Source organism: Shewanella halifaxensis HAW-EB4 (genome assembly GCF_000019185.1).
Classification (GTDB): Bacteria; Pseudomonadota; Gammaproteobacteria; order Enterobacterales; family Shewanellaceae; genus Shewanella; species Shewanella halifaxensis.
The window spans coordinates 2,762,034-2,780,046 of sequence record NC_010334.1 but is presented as its reverse complement, the minus strand read 5'-3'; the positions used below and the strand labels follow the sequence as shown (position 1 = coordinate 2,780,046).

16 protein-coding genes are annotated in these 18,013 nt (G+C 41.3%); 9 read left to right on the top strand and 7 right to left on the bottom strand.

From position 1 onward, the window contains the following. The 7 genes from SHAL_RS11965 to SHAL_RS11935 all read right to left on the bottom strand — a co-directional run bounded on the left by SHAL_RS11965 (window position 1) and on the right by SHAL_RS11935 (window position 8,968). Window positions 1–957, bottom strand: a complete 957-nt coding sequence (locus SHAL_RS11965) for a lysylphosphatidylglycerol synthase domain-containing protein (protein WP_012277382.1) — start codon at window positions 955–957, stop codon at window positions 1–3. Next, on the bottom strand, window positions 954–2,006 hold the full coding sequence (locus SHAL_RS11960; RefSeq protein ID WP_012277381.1) for a glycosyltransferase family 9 protein: 1,053 nt from the start codon (window positions 2,004–2,006) through the stop codon (window positions 954–956). Before SHAL_RS11960 ends, SHAL_RS11965 begins: the two co-directional genes overlap by 4 nt. After that, window positions 2,003–3,094, bottom strand: a complete 1,092-nt coding sequence (locus SHAL_RS11955; protein ID WP_012277380.1) for a polysaccharide pyruvyl transferase family protein — start codon at window positions 3,092–3,094, stop codon at window positions 2,003–2,005. The genes SHAL_RS11960 and SHAL_RS11955 overlap by 4 nt, the downstream gene beginning before the upstream one ends. After that, on the bottom strand, window positions 3,075–3,791 hold the full coding sequence (locus SHAL_RS11950; protein WP_012277379.1) for a class I SAM-dependent methyltransferase: 717 nt from the start codon (window positions 3,789–3,791) through the stop codon (window positions 3,075–3,077). The genes SHAL_RS11955 and SHAL_RS11950 overlap by 20 nt, the downstream gene beginning before the upstream one ends. A 176-nt stretch (window positions 3,792–3,967) precedes the next feature. Further along, window positions 3,968–4,999 (bottom strand): glycosyltransferase family 2 protein, encoded by a 1,032-nt coding sequence (locus SHAL_RS11945; protein WP_012277378.1) that lies wholly within the window; start codon window positions 4,997–4,999, stop codon window positions 3,968–3,970. Between the two features lie 37 nt (window positions 5,000–5,036). Beyond that, window positions 5,037–6,785: an ArnT family glycosyltransferase gene (locus SHAL_RS11940; RefSeq protein WP_190273599.1), complete on the bottom strand. Its 1,749-nt coding sequence runs from the start codon at window positions 6,783–6,785 to the stop codon at window positions 5,037–5,039. A gap of 128 nt (window positions 6,786–6,913) precedes the next feature. Continuing rightward, window positions 6,914–8,968, bottom strand: coding sequence for a sulfatase-like hydrolase/transferase (locus SHAL_RS11935; protein ID WP_012277376.1), 2,055 nt, complete (start codon window positions 8,966–8,968; stop codon window positions 6,914–6,916). Between the two features lie 577 nt (window positions 8,969–9,545). On the opposite strand from SHAL_RS11935, the gene SHAL_RS11925 reads away from it, so the two are divergent. From SHAL_RS11925 to SHAL_RS11885, 9 genes are all read left to right on the top strand, one after another. Then, window positions 9,546–10,880 carry a L,D-transpeptidase family protein gene (locus SHAL_RS11925; RefSeq protein ID WP_012277375.1) on the top strand — a complete coding sequence of 445 codons (1,335 nt, stop codon included), beginning with the start codon at window positions 9,546–9,548 and terminating at the stop codon, window positions 10,878–10,880. Then, the gene (locus SHAL_RS11920; RefSeq protein ID WP_012277374.1) at window positions 10,873–11,274 is read left to right on the top strand and encodes a helix-turn-helix domain-containing protein; all 402 of its coding nucleotides are present in this window, start codon (window positions 10,873–10,875) and stop codon (window positions 11,272–11,274) included. Before SHAL_RS11925 ends, SHAL_RS11920 begins: the two co-directional genes overlap by 8 nt. 546 nt (window positions 11,275–11,820) lie before the next feature. Continuing rightward, window positions 11,821–12,018: a Flp family type IVb pilin gene (locus SHAL_RS11915; protein ID WP_012277373.1), complete on the top strand. Its 198-nt coding sequence runs from the start codon at window positions 11,821–11,823 to the stop codon at window positions 12,016–12,018. Between the two features lie 75 nt (window positions 12,019–12,093). Next, on the top strand, window positions 12,094–12,660 hold the full coding sequence (locus SHAL_RS11910) for an A24 family peptidase (protein ID WP_012277372.1): 567 nt from the start codon (window positions 12,094–12,096) through the stop codon (window positions 12,658–12,660). A 10-nt stretch (window positions 12,661–12,670) separates the two neighbouring features. Further along, window positions 12,671–13,993, top strand: a complete 1,323-nt coding sequence (locus SHAL_RS11905; RefSeq protein ID WP_012277371.1) for a DUF8689 domain-containing protein — start codon at window positions 12,671–12,673, stop codon at window positions 13,991–13,993. 32 nt (window positions 13,994–14,025) lie between these two features. After that, on the top strand, window positions 14,026–14,838 hold the full coding sequence (cpaB, locus tag SHAL_RS11900; RefSeq protein WP_012277370.1) for a Flp pilus assembly protein CpaB: 813 nt from the start codon (window positions 14,026–14,028) through the stop codon (window positions 14,836–14,838). A gap of 48 nt (window positions 14,839–14,886) precedes the next feature. Continuing rightward, complete coding sequence (locus SHAL_RS11895) at window positions 14,887–16,323, top strand: type II and III secretion system protein family protein (RefSeq protein WP_012277369.1); 1,437 nt, start codon at window positions 14,887–14,889, stop codon at window positions 16,321–16,323. Window positions 16,324–16,439: 116 nt separating this feature from the next. After that, a complete protein-coding gene (locus tag SHAL_RS11890) occupies window positions 16,440–16,649 on the top strand; it encodes a hypothetical protein (protein ID WP_150102087.1) in 210 nt (69 codons plus the stop codon). Between the two features lie 17 nt (window positions 16,650–16,666). After that, on the top strand, window positions 16,667–18,010 hold the full coding sequence (locus tag SHAL_RS11885) for a Tad domain-containing protein (protein ID WP_223296187.1): 1,344 nt from the start codon (window positions 16,667–16,669) through the stop codon (window positions 18,008–18,010). Window positions 18,011–18,013: the final 3 nt, after the last annotated feature.

Sequence of the window (18,013 nt, the reverse complement as noted above, 5' to 3'; positions counted from 1 at the left end):
TCACACCGTTTTAATGCAAAACCGTTCGGTAATGCAATAAAAAATACCGATAAGCATAAATGCACAGTAAACCACAAGGCGGGTTAGCAGCGATATAATCAAGCCATTGCTAAAATCTAAGCCTAAAAATACTGCAAGCGCACCACATACAAGCTCTGTAACCCCCCAATTACCAGGCAAAATCCGCACAGTTCCACTCAACTGTAATACGATAACGTATAGAAATATGTAGCTTGCAGGATGGGAAAGGCCGATGGCTAAAAAGCATTGCTGCATCCAAATAAATTGTAGGGCCAAGGTGAGGAGATTCATTAAGGTCAGCTGTTTGAGAAGGGAGTGACTTTTAAAAGACAGTGTAAAACTATTGCTAAAGTCCCTTGCTCGATTAGCCAACCAATTGGACTTGATGAGATAAAACTGACTTTTGCACAGCACTAGTGCTGCAGGGACTGCGAGTAAAGCAAGACAGAAGCTCCCCAAGATAACAAACACTTCGATTGGTAGCTGCGGTGTAAAGAGATTTAGAATCGTTAAGGCGATAAACCCGACGACGAGTACCACAACGGTTTCGAGTAGACTATAAGTTGCAGTAACACTAAGAGAACTGGCATAGCTAAAATTAAATCGCTGTTTAAGTTGGTAGCTGCGGTAAAAGAGTGCACCTTGAGGTACATGTAAATTAATAAATCGTGACATAAAAAATATTTTTAACCATTCATACCGTGAAATCTCGCCTAGGTTAAGTTGTTTTAAGATGGCTAATACTTTTTCAGCATAAATCACGTTTATGATGAGCGTCAGTCCTAGCATGGCGCTTAAGTGCATAAAGGAAAAATCGGTAATAACATTAAGGCTGTCTTTATGTTGAAACAGATAGTAAAAGACTGCGCTCATCGAGAGTAGACCGATGCCATATTGGATGTATTGTCTGCTTTGCCTAACCCAAGTCTTCATCATAAAAGTTGGTTTAGTCTGGCCAAGACAAGATCGGGACTGAGTTGAGTTAAGCATCGATATTGAAAGGGGCAGTTTATCTTGGAGCTTGTTCCCTCAAAGGGATATTTTAGACAAGGGCTGCACGCGAGGCCTAAGCGAATGACATGACCATGACTCCCATATGGCGCGGTACGGGAGTGTAACGCAGGGCCAAAAATCGCAAGGGTCGTGATCCCAAGAGCGTTAGCTATATGGCCGAGCCCTGAATCTGTAGATAGGAAAACTTGGCAGCGCTCAATGAGGGCACCGACGTTACTCATCGATTTCTCTTCCACCACTTTATTCATTAGAGGCTGCCTTAAATGGGCATAAATCCCGTCAACATATTGTTTATCATCTGGGCCGGAGAAAAGTAAGCATCTCGTACCTTGTAGGTTTAGTTGATTGATTAAATCTGCGAAGTGCTGTTGTGGCCACCTTCTATACTCCTCTGATGCTTTACATCCTGCATGTATCCCAATAATTGGCGTTGTTGGTTCCCCCCAGCTCTGCAGCAGCTGTGACGCATAGTGCTTATTTTGCTCAGGGATAATCAATTGCATTGGAGAGACTTGGGTAGGAAGCGGTAGTTGTAATTGTGAAAGTAAGTTGAGATTTTGCTGCACATCATGCAATGCTTTATCGCTTTGAAGTGGCAGGTTCGAAAGAAAGCTTAGCGCAGACAACGGACCTTTTGGTGGGCGATGGGCAATTCGCTTGCGCACGCCAATGATAAAAGGTAATAGATGGAACTGGAATCGATTTGATGGAAAACAAGCGATAGAGGTGGTATAGCTGTTGTGATACAGGGTATGAACTAGGCGTATTTTTTCACCAAGGCTAGAGGGCAAGGTGTAAATATTGCTAATCCTGTCATCATCAGGGTATACGTCAGCCATGGTGCTGCTACCAAATAATATATCGACTTCATATTGCTCACTCGCCAAAATTTCGTTAATCAACGGGCTTTGCAAAATCGTATTGCCTATCCCTGAGACCGACAAGATAAGTAAGCGGGTCTTGGTCTTCATATATTAAGGTAATCTCTAAGCGTTGGCAGGAGTGCTAATTGCTTTTGTGTTTCTAGCCGATTGGTTTCAATAGCCTGATGTAACGTCTCAAGTTCTATCCGCGCCGATGTCGCTAAGGGGGGAATAGTTTTGAACTCCTGATTGAATTGATGAACGGAGACAAAATCTGATATTTCGGGGTAGCTTTTACCTATGATCTCCATGGATTGAGTCACAACCTCCGCCTTCTCAGTGGTATAAACAAGTTGTGCACTGGCGCCATGGATAATCGCTGGGATAGCGCCATGAATACGCGAACCAAAATAGCTTTTTGCACGAGAATACAAACTAAATAGCGCCTCATAGTCGGTAGCATAATATACGTTGTCCTTGCCAAACAAAGCTTCGGCGGCCGCGATCTCTCTGTTGTCATGAACGGTGACTATTTTGGGGGAAGGCAGACGATTAAAGTAGTCGATAAACAGGTTATCGTAGGTCTGCTTTAATTTGTTTTTGTCAGCAAAATTGAGTGCGCCGCCACTTAGCAGTCGTTTTACGACTAACAGTGGGTGTTTTAACGCAAGCTTGGGATCGCCATCTAGTGAATATTGCTCTCTCCAACCGACAATATGAAGCTTAGGTAAGGTAGAGCCAGGCCTTGTAGGCTTAAAAAAGCAGGGGTCTAGCATTAAATGGCAGTTAGTAAAGCCCAGTTCCTTAAACGCTTGGTAGGCAGCCTTATCACGTGCGATTACAATTTCGCATAGACCAGAACGAGCAATTTTTCGCATCAATTCGTACTGCGCTGAAGTGACAAAGTCTTTGGTTCCAACGCCAATGATTGATAGTGGGATTGAATGGTCTAAGCAATATTGGTAGATTTTCTCGTTGTTAAATATCCACTTAGGGGTTCCGGCAACAATGAAATAATCCATTAAAGGTAGATTAACTTTTAAGGCGTTCGCATAGGAGTTTGTTATCCCAAACCCTCGGTTCCACCAAAGTACACGCACGTCTTCTTTTAATTGAAGCAGTTCGTTTACCCCATCACGAATATAGTCATCTCCGCAATTCCATAAACTAGAAGTACTAAAGAGTATTGTCTTCATCTTTTTGTAAGTAAAAAATAAATTGATATGTAAGTTCAATCGCAGTGACATTAATCACTGCGTTGGCTAGGTATTTGAGCTTTTGTTGTAAAGTTTGGCTTGTGTCTAAAGAGGGGCCTGGATCCCGTTGAACGTCGATAACCTTAAAGCCTTGTGCCATAAACATCGAGCGCCATTCTTTTAAGCTACGAGGTTTCTCATAAACTTGGCCTGTGCCGTGATTAAACCAGAAGTAGGGGCTTGTACTATTTGGAACAATAAAAATGGCGAGTGCATTGGGTTTCAATATTCGAAAACTCTCGGATATCGTATGATGTGGTTGCTTTAGGTGTTCGAGCACTCCAAAGCAGGTGACAAGTTCAAAAAAATCGTCACCGAAATCGAATGAACCAGACTCTTGGCTTGAAACGAACTGCCCGTGAGGAACATTCTGTCGTGCTATCGTGAGGGCTTGCTCGCAAATATCGACGCCATAGGTTTGATAGCCCTGTTCAGATAATAACTGACAGATAAAACCCGCGCCGCAGCCAATATCTAAGCTTGCCCCTTGATGGTGCAGACGTTGAAAAGAGCCATGCTTAAGCCATTGCTGGTAGCGTTGATGATCAACAGGGAAGGTCGCCTCGGCGTTATGTTGATACGCGGTGTCGTAATAACACTTTATATCTGAATATTTTGGCGCCTTTGATTTTTCCATTGTTGTTTTAATGAGTTACTCCTATGCATTCCATTTGAGTATAGGTAGGATAAGTTGAGTTCGCTAGAAAAAGTCACAAAACATAACCTCTTCTGTTCACTTAATCTGTGGTGCATCTAATCTAATTTATTGAGTCGCTATTCTGTGCCACGAAAGCCGCTGTGGATTGGTGAGTATTAATCATTACACGCTTTTTTTCTGGTTTTTCTCCCTTGTGGTGTGACACGGTATTCTAAATTGCGATTATATTTTTCATGGTTAAGTTGAGATAGTTGCTCATCAAATCTCGCCATTTGTTGGAGCATTTTCTCTGATAGCTTACGATTAAAATTGATCAAATCTGCGATTAAGCCCACTAATAGAGTAATCACACCTAATGTCATGAGTGTTGAGCCCAATATGAGTGATTGCATATGACCGTCACCACTGCCTTGCATATAGAAATAGATAAATCGAAAAATGGGTATTATTCCGATAAAAATTGCGATAAGACCTAGGGAGAAAAATACTCGCAGTGGGCGATACATGGTGTACATTCGCAAGAGTGTCGTGACCGACAAGTAAAGGAACTGTGGGATTGATTTAAACAGACGAGACTCTCGTCGTTTGGGATTGGTATGGATAGGAATGGATTTAATGCTCATACGCTTTGCACTCGCTTGAACTAGCATCTCTAAGGTATAGCTAAATTCTGAAACGATATTAATTTGCTTAGCTGCGCTTCGAGAAATAGCACGAAAACCACTGACAGCATCGGTAATATCGAGTTTAAGAATAGATCTGACAATAAAGCTACCTAAGACCTGTAAATACCTTTTAAATAGTGAAAAGTGGGGGTTTTTAAAGCCGCCGCGGTCACCGACGCTAATGTCGGCTTGGTGATTAATAATGGGTTTAACTAAAAGTGGGATATCATCTGCCCGGTACTGGTTATCACCGTCTATGTTAACGATAATATCGGCACCGTGTCTCAGGCATGCTTCAATTCCAATGTGAAATGAGCGTGCTAAACCTTTGTTTGTGGTGTTGGTGACGATGTAATCTGCCCCAGCTTGGGCGGCTATTGTAGAGGTGTTATCGGTTGAGCCGTCATCGATAACGAGTACTTCAATAGTGTCAATTCCGTCGATGCTCTGGGGAATGGCATCAATTACGTCACGTAGGTTGTCAGCTTCGTTAAAACAAGGAATTTGCACAATTAATTTCATTTCCAGATCCCTTTCTAGATGAACTTAAAAATTACCGTTAAAACCCTGTGAAAATCGGTCGGTAACCGGATGGTAAAGGCGGACGATATAGATGGTTTCCCCAGCGAAAAGTGATCTCTTGACCTAATAGAGTCGGCTCAGCGATATGCTTACCAAAGGCTAAGTAAACCGTTTCTCCTGGAGATAGCCATTGTTTGTCTATTACCGTGGGTTGAGTACCTTCTAGGGTGTATTCACCGGGGATACTAATCATAAAGTCAACGGTATCAGCCTGTAAGTATAGATGCTTACCAGCAACATAAAGTGCCCCCCAATGGGGAATGTAGTTTTGCTCTAGGGCCGTTAGATCTTGATGAAGCAGCTGTTTCGGTAATGGCTCTGCTAACTCGGCTAAACGAGCATGATCAAGAAAGCGGTTATTGGCGATTAAAAATGTTGGCTGTTGCCGTTCTATTGAACTTTTCAAGATAGGCCGCTGCTCCTGAATATAAGAGTCCATCCCCCAGCTACTCATAAAAAAACCGGCTTGAGGATAGGAAGAGATCATGGAGCAACAATCAATATAGCTTGTGGGCGAAGGGAAAAGTGTATGCACTAAGTCAACAAATTCCTGCTGTGATTGTAACGGTTTCTTTTTTGGAAGAATAAAACCATGGTAGCAGATGCTTAATGCCATAAAGAATAAGATACAGCTGGTCACCACGGTTGTTTCTTTGCTGCTTCTTGAGTTTAGTTTTAGCCCATCCCACGCCAAGCCACATAACACTGTCGCAGGGGCTAACATAAATGAATAGAAGTAGGGAAAGGCATTTCGGTAAAAAAAGATGGTGCAGAGTGGGAAGGTAAAGCTGAGCAAAATAAGCTGATCTTGTCGGCTTAATCTCTTCTTCGGCAATAGAGCGACACATGCAATCTTTACACCGTAAATCAATGTTATCCAGAAAAAAAGATCATAAAGTAGAGAGTATTTTAGATAGAAAAATCCCGGTAGGAAGGTCGCACTTTTTATTGTTTTATCAAAACTGCGGCTAACGGTATCGGCTGCAGGAGAGTCTGTAAGGTTGAGAAGCGCTCCATGGTAAAAATATAACACCACAAAAACCGCTAGAGCCACGACTAAGACCGTAGCGACCTGATAAATCATCTTGCTTCTAGTCTGTGAGTCGCAAAAAAGCGCGATGGCAATTAACCCAAAGGTGGGTAAATACAGGAGGGATTTGATGCTTATGAGTACCGCAATCGCGATACATGCTCCAGCCAAAACGAGACGTTTAATTTCCAACTTCTCCGATAAAACAAGCGCTAGGCTAGCCATTAAGAAAAAGGTAACGATAGGGTCAGAACGAAAACTTGCTCCCATTCGTATGTTAAAAGAAAACGCAAAATAACACAGCACGGCAAATATTGCTGCTGCTGGGCTGAGCATGCGCCGAGCGATGCGGTAAATGAAAAAACCCGTTATTGACTGAAGTATCACTAAAACTAAACGCGCAGCTTTAATTTGAGTGACTTCATTGGAGGAAATCAACTTAAGCCAGTTAAAGAAGTGAACATGAAAGGTCTGAAGCTGGGCAGAAAGTACTCCGTTCTCATATTGATATACGAAAGATAAGTAATAAAACTCATCCCAGTTAACCTCATAAAATAGGGCTACATGAATACGAGCGGCAATTGCAAACGCAAGTAGCAGCGATAGACCTCGTATTTGACTGAGCCTGCAGCATTCACTCCCTATGCCAGTAGGGGCGGGCTTAGCATAAGAGACATTAATTTCTTTGCTTGTCAAAAGGTTACCTAAATAAAAAACCATCTTGAGATAACTGTAGTACATATTTTTATAAAACAGCTAGCTACAGCTAACGTACCTGTCTTGTTCCCTGAAAAATGAAGTAATTGCCGCTCAACTGTTGGACATTAATTGAGTGAGTTACGACTAATATTGACTTCGGTACAAACTGCGTGTTGATCAAATCCTGGATCCTCTTTGTATTGAGAGCAAAGCTCTCTCATCATTGGTCGCCAATTAAAATCACCTTGGTAGTTATCAGCGTCATAAATTTCATTTGTTTCTGTGTTTAAAAGCACGGGAGAGTTGTAATCGGGTAGTAAGCTTAGCTGCCACTGTTGGTAGTAGATTGCCCGCTGTTTTTTGGCTATCAGCTCTATGTAGTTTTCAGTGCGCATGTAGGCTTTACCATCACTTCTAACTTCATAATTTGAAGCGGTCTCTGACATGACCTCTTTCTTATCAATAAAGCTCTTATTAATGGACTTTACCGGGACTGAAGACTCAACAAAAACATATCGCTTAGGCGATACTTGTTCTGCTGTCCAAGGGAGCGTTATCCCGTCGGAATCGGCACCTTTAAACCTCGAAACAGATGCTGTTGAAATGTTTAACGTACTCACTAACGTAGGGACGATGTCTACCAGTGAATAAAGCCCTTCGATTTTTTGTGCGGGAGAGGTGATAGTCGAATTATTGAATTCAGCCCGAGCCAGAAGAATAAGGGATTGCTGCTGGTCCAAGATATTTGTGCCATGACCCCAAGACTTTGTCTTAGGGAATACCTTGGGACCTTGTGGCGTGGGCGTCTCGAAACTGGGCAGTTTAAAGCTCTCACCATGATCGGAAATAATATAGACTATCGCATCGTCTAGCATTCCTTTCTGTTTTAAGCGAGTAAAGAGATCAGCAACTTGTTTATCAACGCTTTTTAACATCTCCTTATACATATAGTGATTGTAATTTCCGTCCCAATTTTCTAGAGGCTCCGATATAAAATCTTTAGAGGTATATGGCCAATGCAATTGACAATAGTGTACGGCAAGAAAGTTGGGGTTTTCATAATCAAGGCTCTCGATGACAGCCTTATTAAATGCAATAGGCGAGTAGGCTTTACCATAGGCCCTATTGTTGTATAGGTAAGGCAGTATATAGGAGGAGTAGGGGTGCATGAGTAGAATATTTAGATAGGGGAGATCGCCTAACCCCGATATGAGAGCATCTGCGGCACCAGCCTTGGGTCCTACTGTATTATCAAAACCATAGCTAGAATCAATTTGGTTAAAGCGACGCTCATCAATAGCATAGGTCGTGTGGTAGCCTCTCTCCTTTAATAGTTCAATTATAGGAAGTGTTTTATTTACCATTTCTGGTGGGGCTAAATTAAATCTAACGCCATTATTAATCGGATACTTACCGGTAAGAAGACTCATCCACGCAACGTAAGTTCGTCCCTGTGGGGTATAAGCATTTTTGTATATCGTCATGTTATCGAGTAAGCGATTCAAGTTAGGGGCAACTTGAGGTGCTGCTCCCATGTACTTCAAATGGTCTGGCCTAAGACCGTCGATGCCTAAAATAATAATATTTGGATCTTTTTGAGGCTGTACATTTGTCTGATTGATTGAGAGAAAGGGGATGAAGAGTCCTACCGTAAATAACAGAGAGATGGAAAAAACAACTTGCTTTGAGGTGAAAGTGGCTAAGCCTCGATAGAAACTGATAATTAAAAACAGTGCCAACCCTCCCCATATAAGAGGTTCGCTGACAGGCGTATGCCTAAAGTACGAAACTAATGAGGTAGGGTAAAAATAGGAGTTAATTGCAATCAAACAGGTAATGTGGAGACCAACAAATAGCATCCAGTATAGATCTTGCTGTTTTTTTCCCTCTATAGGTAACCAAGGGCAGCGGGTTGAAACGGTTATTACTGCAGCCCAGATGATGTGTATAGCGATTAGAATACAGAAAAAAAATATAACGTCGTAGATCAACCCGTATGCAGATAGGGACTGGCTATCTAAACTATTCATTGTGGAGGCTAAAGACATTACGGAGTAGGTTTGAAGCGAGGATTTAAAGTTAAACAGAATGACGGTAAACAATATTAAAATAGCAAGCGTTCTAAAGAACACCCTTAATAACTGTGTTCTGGATTCGTCAAAACCATAGTCATCGCTCATTTTCGCTCCTTCTGTGAAGCGTTGTTACTGCTCGCTCTTATGGGGTAATCAATATCTGATGATACGAAGTTATGCTCTTTTGATGCCGGCCAGCCCCCAAGAATAAGATATCGTTCTGCTAAACTTGAGCCTGACGGGTTGCTAGTTTTAATTTCTTTGGTGAAAAGGTAATCCTTATACATAGCATTAGCGTTTAACAATAGTAAAAGAGTGACGCCTATCGTTAATAGTGCAGATGTAAAATTCAGCCCTTGCCCCCCTAGTTTCATTACATTCTTCCTCGTTTTTAGAACATGAACAGACGATTGTTTCAAGTACAGAACTACTTGAGTATAGAAGAATATAACCAAAAAACTGAATATATTATGAGCCTTAGTTTAACCTCAAAAATTTGATAGAAAGCCTTATGCAGGCAAAAAAATCGCATTAACACCTTGCCAAAACGTTATTTTTTGTACTAAACCTAAAAATTAGTTGTTCACTGAAACTGGGACTTTGTTTTTTGACTAGTCTCATTCTTTATTCTGTTTCGGCTTCATGATTGTTAATTCTTTTATTGTGTTAGGTAGGAGTCCACTTGTTAAGCAGACTTAAATTGGTTGTATACCATCTACTTATTAGCCTTCTAATAATACTTTTTCCGGCGCAAGTCCGTGCGGAACCCTCTTTTAATGAGATTACCCGCAACTCTGAAGCCTCTCGCCAACTGAGGGCGTTAGCTTTCGACCTTAATGCTGGTGAAAGTGTTAATGAGTTAATGAATATGGTTAATTTAGCAAGACTTTTAGATAGGCAAGTTTTTTGGGGGAGCTCTGAGCATCAATCCTTATCTGTTGAACAGTACTTGAATTTAGTTGAGCGTAAGGACATCCAGAGTTTAAGGAAGTTAATCAAGCACTATAGGTCGTTAGAGCGTTATCAATGGCCGACTGTAGCCCCTATGGAACTAAGGTTGGGCTTAAGAACGAAAGAGGTCGCAAAACTCAGGTGGATATTGACTCAAGTTGGAGATATTACACCTTACTCTATACCAGCCTACCGCGAGAGCATTTTTGACCCGAGTGTTGAAGCGGGCCTAAAATTATTCCAAAGAAGACATGGCCATGCTGTTGATGGCAAGTTGGGATCCCAGACTTTACTATCGCTTAATACAGAGCCATCTATAAGAGTGGCTCAGCTACAGAATGCTTTGAAGCAGAGGTTGAAAAGGTTCGATGAAGCAAAAGATTATGTTTTGGTTAATCTAATGGATCATACCTTACGTATTACAAAAAACGGTGTAGAGCAGCTAGTTATGCCGGTAATTGTGGGTAAACCTACCAGTAAAACGCCTGAGTTAAACACCACGATAAGTGTCATTACGGTGAACCCATCCTGGACACCACCAGCGAGTATTATTTACCAAGATATTCTTCAAAGCGTTGATAAACAGCCCAATTATCTAAGAAATAATGATTTCGCATTTAAGAGTAATGAGACTAAGCATATTGACCATAATGTGGCTGGGATGGATCCAAAGAGTTTAAAAAACAAGTTAAAGAAAAGTGTACTTGTTCAACTTCCTGGTACAAAAAATGCGCTGGGGAAGTATCGCTTTACGATCCCTAATTCAGATGCGATTTTTTTGCATGATACACCAAGTAAGCATCTGTTTAAAAGGCAAAATAGAGCTCTAAGTCACGGTTGTATCAGGCTTTCTCAACCCGCACTTTTTGCACAGTATCTAATTAATAAGGAGCCTGCAGAGACAAGACTCAAGTTTAAAAACGCAGTAAAAAGTAAACAGACCAGGCACTTTCGTCTCACGAGTCAGCTTTCAATCGATGTGATTTATCAAACTGTATGGATTGATAAGGATGGGAGCTTACAGGTAAGAGGTACTATATTGGACAAAGGAGCGAAAAATGGATAGTTTTTGTCATGATAATGCAACGTTAGCAAAGTTTATACGCAAAGAGAAGAACGCCAGAATGAAGCTTAAGTTGTTGGCTGTGTTACATTTTCAAGATGGAAAATCAAGATACCAAATTGCAGATTTTCTAAAAGTCAGCCGTACGAGCGTTAACCGTTGGATTAGCCTCTACCTATCTAATGGGCTAGAGGGGTTAAAGGATAAACCCCACAGCGGTAGACCAAGTATTCTAAACCAAAAGCAACTTTTGCAACTTAAGAGTTATGTCGACAATAAAAATAATCATGGAGGAGAGGGGAAGTTGACTGGAGGGGATATTCAGTTATACATAGAGAAGCAATTTGGTGTTAAATATGAAATATCGAGTGTGTATAAATTGGTCGACAGATTTTAGGTCTCTATCTTTCCCTATCGATTATTCCAAAATGACTAAATGGATTCTAATAAATGAGTGCTTATTTAGTTTTGGAACTATTTTAATTCTTATAAAATTCTCATCGCTAACAAATAATCTACCAAGCCCTTAGTTTTTCTGCTGTAACGACGGTTATAAGAAATCAATATGGAATAATAAAATGGCCTGATTTTACAGTATGTTTACTTTTCAATAATGTGTAAAAGCAAATGATTGAATACCACTAATGTTATTTTGTCCAATCTCTTCCGGTATTTTTCCGTCTAGAATACGTGAGTATTCAAATATATTCTATGTCAAATGGTGAGCTGGTGACATAAATTGAGTCATACTTTTTATGTTTGATAAATCTTAATTTGGTGAATATAACTAATAAGTAGACCAATAAATTATTCCACATGGAGAGTTAACTAGGCCTTTGCTACCTTTATATACAGCGTTACTTAGCAATGAACAAAATTTTGCGTTTGTAGCCGAACTTGTTTTAGCTTTTTTGAGACTGGACGAACATAGGTGGATAATATTATGGATATCAAAAGTTTACTAAAAGAGTTTATCGAAGATGAAAGCGGTTTAACCGCAGTTGAGTATGCCATCGCTGGTGGATTGGTTGTTGGCGGCATGATCGCGGCGTTTAATACTTTAGGTGACAATGCTACAGCTAAAATTGATTGTTTAGCTTCAGCGGTTAATGGTGCGAGCACAGACTGTACAGCTCCTTAGACTTTGGAAGAGCAATCAGATTGAAGATTGCTCACTTTAGGTGAGTAATCTTTTGATGAAAGTTAAGGGAATAATATGGCTGATTATCAATTGTTACTTCAAGTTGTCATCGCTGGCGTATTTTTTATATTAGCGATTGTTGTGGATTTAACAAGGGAGAAAATACCTAATTGGCTGTGCTTATTTGCAATTTTTTGTGGTTTTTTGGTCAATGGCTATTTTGCCCACTTGAGTGGGTTAATGATCTCATTTATTGGTTTTAGTCTTGCGTTTATTATTTTATTTCCAACCTTTATTTTTAAAATATTGGGTGCTGGTGATATTAAGCTAATGATGGGGATTGGCGCGTTAATGGGGCCTCAGCTCCTAGCCTGGAGTATCGCCTATGGCATTATTGCTGGAGCTGTAACCAGTATTTTACTCATAATTTGGAAATCAGGATTTTCAGGGTGTATTAAAACATTTAAAAGATATTGGGATTGCTTCTATTTAAGAACGTATTTTAAGCCTGAAGAAGGGGAGGCTGCTGGTCAAAGAGTGCCTTATGCACCCGCATTAGCAATTGGTTGGGTATGGGCATGCTCATTAAACCAAGATATTACGCATTTATACACTTCTGTTAGTCACTCTCTATTTTCTTAGGATATGCGGCATGAATATAACTAGAAAGGAGCAGGTTCCTGAATCTATGACTCAAAATGGCCCTGTTCTGCAAACGGAGTCGCTACTCGCACCACGCCCTAAAACAATCAAAGAAACAGGTGTTTCGGAGGCCTTACTCCTCGACTTGGTGGCCAAACACCTTTTGTCTGCAGGTGTGCTAACTAAGGAGCAACTTGTTAGCTTGATTGGCGTGACGGGTGGCATCATTCAGCATTTATTAGATACCGCAAAAGCCCTAGCTTGGGTCGAAAATAGGCAAACAACTTCTGATGGCCAAATGCGTTACGCTCTTAGCTCCGGCGGTGAGCACCATGCTAAACAGGCTTTGTCGAGAAATGGTTATTTGGGGTTAGCTCCTGTGCCATTAAAACAGTACGCAAATATTTGTAAAAAGCAGTCGAGCAGGGCTAAGGCGATTACGTTTGAAATGCTCGAAGCAGGCTTATCCGCCTTAGTATTGCCTAAAGACCTACTGTTTAAAATTGGACCCGCAATGAACTCCAGTAGACCTGTACTTATTTATGGGCCTCCTGGTACCGGTAAAAGCTATTTGTGTCGCCATTTAAATTTAACCTTAGGCGATAGCGTACTCATCCCATATGCGATTGCGATAGGTAATGAGGTGATTCAAGTTTACGACCCCGAGTTACACCACAAGGTTGGGGTGGGGAATGAAACTAGCAGCCTTAGATTATCGGAAGGGCATGATCCCAGATGGATTAAGTGTGAAAGGCCTTTACGGATCACCGGAGGAGAATTAACTGCAGAGATGTTAGAGGTTCAATTTGATAGTCATAGTCGAACTTACATGGCACCACTTCAGTTAAAAGCAAACAACGGAATATTATTATTAGATGATTTAGGTAGGCAGAAAATTAGTGCTAAGCAGTTGTTTAACCGTTGGATTATTCCTATGGAAGAGCGCAGAGACTTTTTAAGTCTTCAATCGGGTGAGCATTTTGAAATTCCTTTCGAACTTATTCTTCTGTTTTCTACTAACCTTAATCCTAAAGAGCTTGTAGATGAGGCGTTTTTAAGACGTCTTGGATATAAAATTCACTTCGATGCCTTGGATGAAGAGCTATATAGAAAGATATGGTTTCAAGTCTGTGAGGATCTAGACTTAAGCTGTACCGAAGAAGTTTTTCAATATCTTTTAGAGGAATATCACAAGCGCTATGAGAAACCATTAATTCCATGTTATCCACGAGACTTACTGGGAATAATGTCTGATCAAATCAGCTTTATGGAGTTTGAACCCGTAATCACTCCGTCTTTGGTTGACTCAGCATGGTCGATATATTTTGTCTAAAATATTTTACGAATTTTGATTAGGAGCGACAAATGAATAACAAAACCGTCCTATTTGTCATTTTATCATTAGTATTTGGTGTTACGGCTGTTTATCTTGCGCAAAGCTGGCTTAAATCAAACACGCAAACAGAAACGGTAGGAACGACTTCCAATGTCATTACTATGGTTACAGAGGTACCTCTAGGAACCATTATTGAAAGGAAACACCTTGCTTTAACTCCCGTGCCAGAAAACCTTGTTCCTAAAGGTGCAATTACCGATATTACCGAAGCGGAAGGTCAAGTGGTTAAACACCGACTTTATCAGGGAGAGGTGTTGCGTAAAGAGCGATTAACCCCCAAAGGAGAGGGAAGCACATTGGCGAGCTTGATCACGCCCACTATGCGTGCTGTCACGATAAGGGTGAACGATGTTGTAGGTGTTGCAGGCTTTCTTCTACCAGGAAATAGGGTAGATATTATCAACATATTTAAGAGCAGCGGCCTTAAAACAGACATCGTTCTTTCTAACGTAAAAATCTTAGCTATCGACCAAAAAGCATCAAATGATGAGAATAAACCTGTCTTGGTTCGTGCCGTTACGCTAGAGCTTAGTTTAGAGCAGGCGGAGGTGCTAATGATTGCAAAGAGTCGAGGCTCGTTGCAATTGGCCTTACGAAATCCCAACGATACAGCGGTGATAGAGCTTGCAGAAATAGATGAGCCTGATGAAGACGAGGTTGAGATAAGCGAGAATATCCAACCCGTTGAAGCCGTACGCGTAGCAAGTGTTTCAGCATCTGGCACAAAAAAAGTATTTCTGCTTAAAGGCATGAGTGAACAAGAGATAAAAGTAAAAAACTAACAAGTAGTTGATAACAAGCATTTAGATTCATGTTTTAAGGAGAATAACATGTCATTCCTTCGTCACTGTTCAATTGTTTGTTTGTTAACAATGTTGCAGGTATCAATCGCGTATGCCGGTGGTCCTACGCCAGGAGCAAGAAATGATATTCAGCGAATCCCTATATTTAAGTCAAGAGTACTTATGCTCAATGGGCCTATACATAGGGTGTCTGTGGGTAATCCGAGTATTGCCGATATTAAGTTACTTCCTAATGACGAACTGTACATTTTGGGAAAACAATTAGGTAGCACTAATATCATGATTTGGGACAAGAATGAGCAGCTTGCAAGAATTATGGATATTGAAGTGACTCATGACTTAAACGGATTAAAGACAAGGCTGCATCAGTTTCTTCCAACTGAAAAGTTGGGCGTTCAGACCTCTCAAGGGCAACTTTTATTAAGTGGCCAAGCTTCTAATTTACAGAAAATGAATACTGCCGTTGAGCTTGCGCAGGGTTATGCAGAAGCCGCCGCAGGAGATCGTGCTCCAAGTAAAGTGTTAAATATGATGACTATAGGTGGCGATCACCAAGTCATGCTCGAAGTGGTTGTCGCAGAGGTTCAAAGAAACGTAGCGAGACAATTTGATTCAAAGTTTTTGATTTTCAATCAAGGCTCTAACTTATCAGGTGGTGTTATTGGTGGCGGTGGAGGCTTTGATCCTGGAAGTATTGGTGGAGTCGACGGAAAAGGTTTATTTGCACAGTACATTAACGGTGACTTAATGATGAACTTTGCCTTAGATGTCGCTAAACAAAATGGATTAGCTAAAGTATTAGCTGAGCCTAATGTTACAGCTATGAGCGGTCAGTCTGCCGAGTTTCTTTCAGGTGGGGAATTTCCAATCCCAGTGCCAGGTGAAAATGGCAATACAACCATCGAATACAGAGACTACGGTGTAGGTGTAAAATTTGTGCCAACAGTTCTCGACTCTGGGCAAATTAATTTGAATCTAAATGTAGTGGTTAGTGAGATTAGTACCGCCAATGGTTTTTCAATCTCCGGTAATACTTCAACCTCATTGGTTGTGCCGTCACTGGTAAAAAGAAGCACTGCAACAACGGTTGAGTTGGCCGATGGGCAAACTATCGCCATTAGCGGTTTGATTAGTGACACATTACGAGAAAATATCGATAAGTTGCCGGGATTAGGAGATGTACCAGTATTAGGTCAGTTATTTACCAGCAAAAGCTTTCAAAGTGGTCAGAGTGAGTTGGTTATCCTAGTCACGCCTAGGCTTGTTCGGGCATTTAATCGCAAAGATATTTCGTTGCCTACTGATGGTTTTGTTCTACCGTCAGATGTTGAATTTTACCTGCTAGGTAAACTGTCCCATAAAGAAAATACAGATGACACCAGTGATACTCCTTATGAGCCTGTTGAGTCAAAAACAAAACTAGATGACACAGGTACTCAACAAAAATATGGTCATTCACTTTAAAGTTAGGAGTAAGGCTCATGAGATATGACGCTAAAGGTTCGTTTTATAATTGTTTTGTTGTCTTTTCTATCACAATTTTGAGTTTAACAGGATGCACAAAAATCAATGACTTTCCTATGGGGGAGAGTCACTACCAGATTAAGCAAGTCCAAATCTTAGATCCCGAAGCTGCGGAACGTAACGACGGTATCATACTTAATCTCGATGGTACTTATGGTGAAGCGGTTATGCAGTCATATCGGAAAAGTAGTGTTGAACCTAAGTCTTCCAAAAACATGGGGTCAACCAAAGCGAGTAGCTCGAGCTCAGGTTCGGGCAGAAATTAGAGCAGACATGTGAGGTTATGATGTCTAAAAGTCATTATTACGTGAGTCGAGGTTTATCTTCAATAGGTCGTCAATCTGGGGCGATCTTGGTGATGTTTACTATAGGTATTTTTGCCGTTATTGCTTTTGCTGCCTTAGCGTTAGATGGTGGCCATATGCTGTTGAGTAAAGGCCGTTTACAAAATGCAGTCGATGCCGCAGCGTTAAATGCGGCAAAAGAATTACAAGAGGGGGCGACACTCTTAGAAGCCAGAGAAGCGGCGTACACTATATTGCTTCAAAACCTTTCCTTTACTGAAAATGGCGAGCTCAATACCTCTGTATCCTTGTCTAGTCCCGACTTCAACAACACTCAAGTTACACCACGCTTACAGGTCGAATTTTCTGAACTCCCCGATCCATTTAATCCAATACTTGCAGAAGGGAGTGAGTATGTTCGAGTGAGAGTTGAAAATGTAAAGTTGTCAAATTTTTTAGCCGATATTCTCAATTTTGATAAAGAAATTCGAGCATCGGCCGTAGCTGGACGCAGTCAGGATCTTGCCTGTGTGAATAAAATATTGCCGCTTCTGGTATGTGGAAAGGAAGGTTCGACGGCAGAAGATAACTATGGGTTAGCCGATGGGCTGCATCTTATGAAGGTTGGGGCCGGTCAGCCGAGTGCTAATGGTTCGGGTAACTTTCAGCTGATAAGCCTAGATGGTGACCGCGGAGGAAGTGATCTAAGGGACGCATTCTCGGGGAATTACTCACCAGATCAATGTGTTAGTGAAGGTACCGTGGCAACGACTAAAACAGGGGGCACGGTTGGACCGGCCGCACAAGGAATGAATACCCGCTTTGGTGATTGGGGGCCTGCGGGAACAAACAGCGAAGATAACCCAAGAGATTTTAATATCTGTGAAGGCACGCCTGTAACAGTCGAAGAAGTTCAAGCTATGGATGATGATGAAAACCTTCTGTTTGATGAAAATGGCAAACCAGTAATGCAAACTGCTATCGCTCCTGACTCGATAGCGGGGGCGTATCGTTGGTCAGATTATGATGCTGCTAACCATTCTGATAGCCCCCAAAACTGTGAAACGACAGATGACCCCAATGCAATGGAGCTGCGAAGGGAGTTAGAGGTAGTAGTAGGAATTTGTGATCCTGATGCAAACGGTACTTACGACATAACGATTTTGGGTACGGCTTGTTTCTTCTTGACACAGAAAGTCGGGGGAACAGGACAAGACTCTTATATCGTAGGCGAATTTCTAAATACTTGCTCCAACAGTGGATTAGCTTCACTTGACCCTGACTATGTTGGGGATAGTTCAACGATTGTCCTATATTGGGATCCTGATAGTCCAGACTCTTAGGTG

Excerpts from the sequence above, each read along its gene's own strand:
- SHAL_RS11915 (WP_012277373.1), top strand. The coding sequence starts at position 11,821 with ATGGATATCAAAAGTTTACTAAAAGAGTTTATCGAAGATGAAAGCGGT.
- SHAL_RS11895 (WP_012277369.1), top strand. The coding sequence starts at position 14,887 with ATGTCATTCCTTCGTCACTGTTCAATTGTTTGTTTGTTAACAATGTTG.
- SHAL_RS11965 (WP_012277382.1), bottom strand. The coding sequence starts at position 957 with ATGATGAAGACTTGGGTTAGGCAAAGCAGACAATACATCCAATATGGC.
- SHAL_RS11945 (WP_012277378.1), bottom strand. The coding sequence starts at position 4,999 with ATGAAATTAATTGTGCAAATTCCTTGTTTTAACGAAGCTGACAACCTA.
- SHAL_RS11935 (WP_012277376.1), bottom strand. The coding sequence starts at position 8,968 with ATGAGCGATGACTATGGTTTTGACGAATCCAGAACACAGTTATTAAGG.
- SHAL_RS11905 (WP_012277371.1), top strand. The coding sequence starts at position 12,671 with ATGAATATAACTAGAAAGGAGCAGGTTCCTGAATCTATGACTCAAAAT.
- SHAL_RS11950 (WP_012277379.1), bottom strand. The coding sequence starts at position 3,791 with ATGGAAAAATCAAAGGCGCCAAAATATTCAGATATAAAGTGTTATTAC.
- SHAL_RS11955 (WP_012277380.1), bottom strand. The coding sequence starts at position 3,094 with ATGAAGACAATACTCTTTAGTACTTCTAGTTTATGGAATTGCGGAGAT.
- SHAL_RS11910 (WP_012277372.1), top strand. The coding sequence starts at position 12,094 with ATGGCTGATTATCAATTGTTACTTCAAGTTGTCATCGCTGGCGTATTT.
- SHAL_RS11920 (WP_012277374.1), top strand. The coding sequence starts at position 10,873 with ATGGATAGTTTTTGTCATGATAATGCAACGTTAGCAAAGTTTATACGC.
- SHAL_RS11890 (WP_150102087.1), top strand. The coding sequence starts at position 16,440 with ATGGGGGAGAGTCACTACCAGATTAAGCAAGTCCAAATCTTAGATCCC.
- SHAL_RS11885 (WP_223296187.1), top strand. The coding sequence starts at position 16,667 with ATGATGTCTAAAAGTCATTATTACGTGAGTCGAGGTTTATCTTCAATA.
- cpaB (WP_012277370.1), top strand. The coding sequence starts at position 14,026 with ATGAATAACAAAACCGTCCTATTTGTCATTTTATCATTAGTATTTGGT.
- SHAL_RS11960 (WP_012277381.1), bottom strand. The coding sequence starts at position 2,006 with ATGAAGACCAAGACCCGCTTACTTATCTTGTCGGTCTCAGGGATAGGC.